Annotated in this window: 3 protein-coding genes; all 3 read left to right on the top strand. The window is 64.5% G+C overall.

The window, feature by feature from the left end; genetic code table 11:
• Positions 1-1,208 (top strand): DUF4157 domain-containing protein (locus tag RUH75_RS23550; RefSeq protein ID WP_313809639.1); only part of this gene is annotated, 1,208 nt, incomplete at its 5' end.
• A 307-nt stretch (positions 1,209-1,515) separates the two neighbouring features.
• On the top strand, positions 1,516-2,085 hold the full coding sequence (locus RUH75_RS23545; RefSeq protein WP_313809638.1) for a hypothetical protein: 570 nt from the start codon (positions 1,516-1,518) through the stop codon (positions 2,083-2,085).
• Between the two features lie 10 nt (positions 2,086-2,095).
• Positions 2,096-2,827, top strand: a complete 732-nt coding sequence (locus tag RUH75_RS23540) for a hypothetical protein (RefSeq protein ID WP_313809636.1) — start codon at positions 2,096-2,098, stop codon at positions 2,825-2,827.
• The last annotated feature ends 164 nt before the right edge of the window (positions 2,828-2,991 follow it).

The following is a 2,991-nucleotide window of genomic DNA, read 5'->3' as shown; positions in this document are numbered from 1 at the left end:
CGGCTGGACTGACCACGAACGAGGCAGCGATGACCATGAGCCTGGCATTGTCCAGTGGCGATCGATCGCCCACACGCGCCGCGCCGACAGCCGGCTTCGCGCGGCAACCCGCCCCCACCGGCCGCACCCGGATCCAACGCAAGGCCGGTCATTGCGCCTGTGGAGGCGGCTGCCCGCGTTGCGGGTCGTCCGCCGACGCCGCGGCCCCCGCCAGCGTTCACCGGGCGCTCGCCTCGCCGGGCCAGCCACTGGCCAGCGATACCCGCAGGTTTTTCGAATCAGCCTTCAGCCACGACTTCTCGACGGTCCGGGTGCATACCGATGCCGCCGCGCGACAGTCGGCGCAAGACCTCCACGCCCGCGCCTATACCCTCGGCCATGACGTCGTGCTGGGCGCCGGCGCCGCCGCCACGACGAGCCCGGCAGATCGGCGCCTGTTGGCCCACGAGCTCACGCACGTCGTGCAGCAACACGGCGGGTCGAGCAGCACGGTGATGCGCAGTTGCAGCGACGAAGACTTCTGCCGGCCCTACGACAGCCAGGAGGAAATCGACAACAGCAAGTGGTGGCTGACCAATACCTACATGCGCGCTGAAGGCGTGGAGACCTATGGCACGGAAGTGAAGGGCCTGTATGAAAGCTTCCTCAGCCGCAGCCCGGGCGACAGCCTCGACCCGGTGATCTTCGACAGCGACTCGAGCTACCTGGTCTCCGCCTTCAAATCCTCCTGGGACACCAAGGACGATATGGACGCGGTGATCGAAATGGTCGGCGATCGCCTGAGCAGGGCGCCGGGCTGGCCAATGCGCAATGGCGATCGCTGGGGCATGTCTCTGGCCAACTTCCTCTCCGCCGATGAGATGGCCAATCGCCCGATCAACTACAGCAATCCCCTTTCGGTTGCCGGGCACATAGCCGGGAATATCGGCAGCAGCGCCGCGGGCGATGACTATCGAGAGATCACCTACGGCAATGTCACGCTGGAAAAGACCGTCCTGTTTGGAAATACCGGCTACGTCAGCGTCGAACTCACCCCAAGGTACGAAGTATTCGACGCCATCGATTTCTGCCCGGGGGACTGCGGCTCATACGCCGAACAATGGGTCACCATCCCGATGAGTCGGCTGGAAGCCAGCGGTGCCGCCTACGACGTCCCGTTCAAGGTGCGCTTCACGCCGGAAACCCGATCGGAGCGGTTCTGGTTCTAGGGGCCCGGTCCTGACGCGCCTGCATCCCGCCCCAGGCATGATGCAGGCCGCACGCAGGGGGAATGCCATGTTCACGCTGATGCACGAAAAGCCGACATCGCGCGTCCGTTCGGCGGCTCAGCCCACGCTGGCGCGGAGTGCGAGTCCGCTGATCCAGCGAGCGCCCTCCTGCGCCTGCGGCGGGACTTGTCCACGCTGCATGGCCAGGCAACCGCTGGCCATGGGATCGCACGCAGCGACACCCGCCGTGACGGGTGAGCCCCTATCGGACAGTCCGGAAGCTCCATCCGTAATGCCGGGACAGCCTGTGGGCACGACACTGCCCGGGGATCCCCTGCCGGGACTGCCGGCGGCCTGTGTAGTGAAATCCGCGCTTCCGTTCTCTCGCAGCGGGATCGTCCGCTCATCAACCGGATCGGTCCGCGAAGACTTCGAGGTCCGGGTGGAGTGGTCCAACTCCACGGATCGCCGAGAGGAAACCTCCTATTGCGCGGCGGAATGCGGCGAATATCACCAGCTCGTCAAAGGTTTCATGAAATTTTCCTCGAACAAGGACGGTAGCAACTTGCAGGACGTGTCCGGCAAGGTCTTCGGTGGCAAGCCCCTGGATCAGAACACGTTTCAGGAAGACGGGCTCGACAGCAACCCCAAGGCGCGTTACGGGCACCGCAACGAAAAACGGACGATGGACGAGTCGTACAGCCCAAATCGGGCAACGGGCGACAAATACGTCGGAAGGGATTCGCCGGGCGTCTTGATCGGAACCTTCGCCGACTTCGACCTGACGTTCGTCGGCGTACTCGCGGATACGTGCAACGGAACCGAAAAGGTTTCCGAGCCGTGGCGGGTGTCGTACCGCGGCGTCATCAGGCCCTGAGGCCGTCATCATGGGAAGCTTTCACGCCACCGAAGCATCGCGCCTGCAACCCGCGAAGCACTCCGTCAATCGTCCGGCGGCTATTGCCCAGCGGCATGCCGGCGGAGGCGCGGACATCCTTCGCCGCGCACCCAGCGGGTGTGCGTGTGGCGGCGCCTGCCCGCGCTGTCGCGACTCGCTCGCGAACGTCGGCCCATCGCCCGTGAACCTGAAGGGCGAGATTGGCGAAGCATTGGCCGATGACGAGATGGCGGGTGAGACCGGGTTCGCGCCTGAAGAATCCCCCACTCCGGAGACCCCACTTGGCAGCACCGCCGACTGCCCTGTGACCGCGGTATTTTCCTCGATGCTGGCCGGCGCCGAAAAGGCCGGCTGCCAGGTGCCACAGGGCCAATTCGGCGTATCGCGACTGGCGCGATTCACACTGCGAGGCCTGCCACCGGGTGGCGGGTCCGTCACGATCCAGGAGCAGTTCAACAAGCTCGATGATCCCTGTGGGCTGTATCCCGCGCTCAAGCCGAACAGCTTTACGACGTCGCAGGCGATCTTCGACGACTGCTACATGATCGCCTCGAAAGACCCCCTCCCCGAGGAATGCACCCTGACCGTCGAGCAGAATCACCTGTTGAACGGAAAGATCATCAGCAAGAACCGCATCACGTTCGGGCCGAGATCACTTCGTTTTTGTTCGTTCCCGCGTCTGCCGGGATCCTGCGATTTTTCCAACCGGTGCAAGAAGTGATGCCCGGTACGCGATTCGTCGGCCAGACCACCGTGGGAAGCATGGACAACCCGGATGCCTACGCCTTCTTCGGCGCACACATCTGGCGCGACACCGATACCGGGAGGTACGGTCCTTGTGGGGGCGAATTCATTCGCCAAGGGCAGCACCGCTGCCCCCTGCGG

Origin of the sequence: Sphingobium sp. (genome assembly GCF_032153725.1) — a bacterium.
In the GTDB taxonomy this organism is placed as follows: Bacteria; Pseudomonadota; Alphaproteobacteria; order Sphingomonadales; family Sphingomonadaceae; genus Sphingobium.
This window is presented reverse-complemented; position numbering and strand designations above follow the sequence as displayed.